The sequence below is a fragment of the Candidatus Chordibacter forsetii genome, assembly GCF_964187505.1.
In the GTDB taxonomy this organism is placed as follows: Bacteria; Verrucomicrobiota; Verrucomicrobiia; order Opitutales; family Seribacteraceae; genus Chordibacter; species Chordibacter forsetii.
The window spans coordinates 1-2587 of record NZ_CAXLML010000002.1 but is presented as its reverse complement, the minus strand read 5'-3'; the positions used below and the strand labels follow the sequence as shown (position 1 = coordinate 2587).

Sequence of the window (2587 nt, the reverse complement as noted above, 5' to 3'; positions counted from 1 at the left end):
TGACCAATTGGTTTTTAATATCGTATCCCAACCAACCAACGGAACCTTAGTCGGAGAAGGACCAAGATACACCTACACTCCTACCACAGACTTTAATGGCGAGGACTCCTTTCAAGTCAGAGCAAGTGATGGATCCTTAAATAGTGAAACTGCTTTAATAAGCTTGGTTGTGGAATCTCAAAACGACTCTCCTTCCTTTGAATACAACCTAGCAGCACTAAGCGGTGGAGTTCGTGAAACACCGTTTAGGATAAAACTCATAACCAAGGATGCGGACGAAGATACAGTTGCCATATCCTTAAGTAGTAGCCCAGAAAACGGAGACTGCTACCTTGAGGAAGATGAATTAGTCTTTTTACCAACTCCAGGTTTTACAGGTATTGAAAATATAAAACTAGAGTTAAACGATGGTAAGGTATCGGTTGAAGAACAATTGTCGGTCACAATAAATTCCCACGAGAATCCTTACAAAATATCCTTCGATGACCAAACGGATCCATCCCTTATCAATATGCTCTACCAAGCAAACGAGATTCTTTTACAAAACAAGAAACCCGTCTTCCAGCTGGAAAAAGCCGTCAATGATCAAACTATCTCAGCCAACTTGGCAGTAGAAGATGATGTTAATGCTCAAGACTTGTATGATTGGCTTCTCAATGTGGAAGACCTTCAAGGCTCGTCCTTTGCTTTCCACCCGGAAGAAATTGAAAATCGTTTGCACTGGAAAGTTTCCTCCTTTTTGGATCCAGCATCTAGTGTAGATACAGATGACAATACTAATGGCAATGATTCAGGTAATGAAGTTACCCAAGGGGATGAATCTGACAGTTCCCAGGAAGAAGAATTAAGTGAGGACCAGGAAAATACCGAACCCAATGAAGAAAATGGGGGTAAAAACTCAGAAGAAGTAGCCGATGAACCCTCGGTTGAACAACTACCCTTAATAGAAATTCTCGGATCAGATTGGTTTAAGGCACAAGGAATTGGTATATTTTATGATGCCGGAAACGGCTGGATTTATCATCCAGAAATGGGTTGGTGCTTCCTTAAGATTTGCACCGATAATAATTCGTTCTGGGTATTTCATGAGTCTATCGGCTGGTTTTGGATGAGCCAAGAGCTCCCCAACATGCTTTATCTCTCTAGTGAGTCTGTAAATGGCTGGTTTTATTTCCCCAATGAAACCTTGGCAGAAAGTACATTTATCTACGGATATGAGAATCAATCTTGGTACAAATGGAATGACTAAGGAACACTCTTGAAATAACCAAATATAAAAAGAATGAATTCAAATTACATATTCATTGAATGTTATATTCGAAAGAATAAATGCACCACTTTGCCCCAAGAGAAAATCTATAATCTTATAAACTCTTACTTCAACAGCACTGATATGGTTGCTTACTAAAAAGAAAAAACAACCTTAATTGCACTTATTACCCGAATGACTATTTTGATCCGAATTATGTTTCTATCCCTATGCTTTGGGTATGTTTCATGTAGTTTGATTCAATCTCGTCACCACATCGTACTTGATCACAACATAACCATTAAAATCGAGCAAGAGGTAGAGGAATTTATCAATAATTTGTATCATGAGGAGCCTAAAGAACAGGTAAGATAATGTAATAAAATCAACAAGCCCCCATAGTTTCATTTGGGGGCTTGTTTGTTATTATTAAAATATTACTCGCTCGAATCAGTAATCTGCTGTGGAGTATGAGATGTGGAATATGAACTGTCTGATTTTGGTAAACGCTTTGCTGGCAAGATAGGAATTGCTGAGTTAATGGACGACTTAGGGTCCGCACTTTCCGCAGATCCCGCCCCCCTTATGCTCGGGGGAGGAAACCCCGCCCATGTTCCCGAGATACAGGAAATTGTCCGCCAACGCATGGTGGGAATTCTTGATCAACCGGGCGAATTTGAAAGATTGATCGGAAACTATGATACTCCTCAGGGATCCGCACCTTTTCTTGATGCCTTAACCAATTTGTTTAACCGGGAGTATGGTTGGGGAATTAGTCCGGAAAACATTGCTCTGACCAATGGCAGCCAGAACGCTTTTCTTTCTTTGTTTAATTTGTTTGCCGGCCGATTTGAAGGTTCACAAAGAAAACAAATTATGCTCCCCCTTACTCCAGAATATATTGGATACACCGAAGTCGGGATGGAGACGGACTTCTTTCAATCCCGCAAGCCCCACATCGAACACTTTGATAATTCCTTTTTCAAATACAGGATCGACTTTGATACTTTATCCATTGGAAAGGAAGTGGGAGCTCTTTGCCTATCCCGGCCCACCAACCCCACAGGAAATGTAGTTACCGACGAAGAGGTGGAAAGGCTTAGGACACTCACTCGTAGTGCAGGAGTCCCGCTCATCCTCGATAATGCATACGGAGCCCCTTTCCCCAATATCATTCAGGCCGAGATTACTCCGGTTTGGGATGAAAATATCGTCCTGTGCCTGAGCCTATCCAAATTTGGACTACCCACTTTGCGCACCGGAATCGTCATCGCCCGTAAGGAAATCATCCGTTTGGTCTCACGAATGACATCAGTCTTCAGTTTAGCTCCGGGTAGC

The 2587-nt window shown here is 41.7% G+C and carries 2 protein-coding genes; both read left to right on the top strand.

The window, feature by feature from the left end; all coding sequences use genetic code 11:
- Positions 1-1249 (top strand): Ig-like domain-containing protein (locus ACKPQ4_RS00105; RefSeq protein ID WP_407679172.1); only part of this gene is annotated, 1249 nt, incomplete at its 5' end.
- Between the two features lie 477 nt (positions 1250-1726).
- A partial coding sequence (locus ACKPQ4_RS00100; RefSeq protein WP_407679171.1) for an aminotransferase class I/II-fold pyridoxal phosphate-dependent enzyme occupies positions 1727-2587 on the top strand: 861 nt, incomplete at its 3' end.